Here is a 274-nt window from a genome sequence, read left to right as displayed (position 1 = left end):
GGAGTCGATTGAACCTCTTTTATCTACACGTATGCTCTGCCCTGTTTGCTCTACCAGCTGTAGATAATTCTTAAATTCAAAAGGCAGACCTTTAGGCATATGTTTTCTGGGACTACCAGAGAAGCGAAGTAAACTCTTGGGCTGCTTTCCCTCTTTTGCTGATTCAATACGTTTTTTAATGCTCGTATGCTCTGATGTTTCTGGCGTTTTCGCCATCTTAGCGCGAATAGGATTTAAATCTACATAAGCCATACACGCAGCTAAGGCGGCTTCA

At 42.7% G+C, this 274-nt stretch carries 1 pseudogene; it reads right to left on the bottom strand.

Annotated features, from left to right (window positions below):
* Positions 1-274: pseudogene (locus ACGHEH_RS21840) on the bottom strand (transposase); the annotation flags it as partial.

Origin of the sequence: Pseudoalteromonas sp. MTN2-4 (assembly GCF_042848605.1) — a bacterium.
Classification (GTDB): domain Bacteria; phylum Pseudomonadota; class Gammaproteobacteria; order Enterobacterales; family Alteromonadaceae; genus Pseudoalteromonas.
Note: the sequence above shows the minus strand (reverse complement) of the source record. Positions and strands in the feature narration are given on the sequence as shown.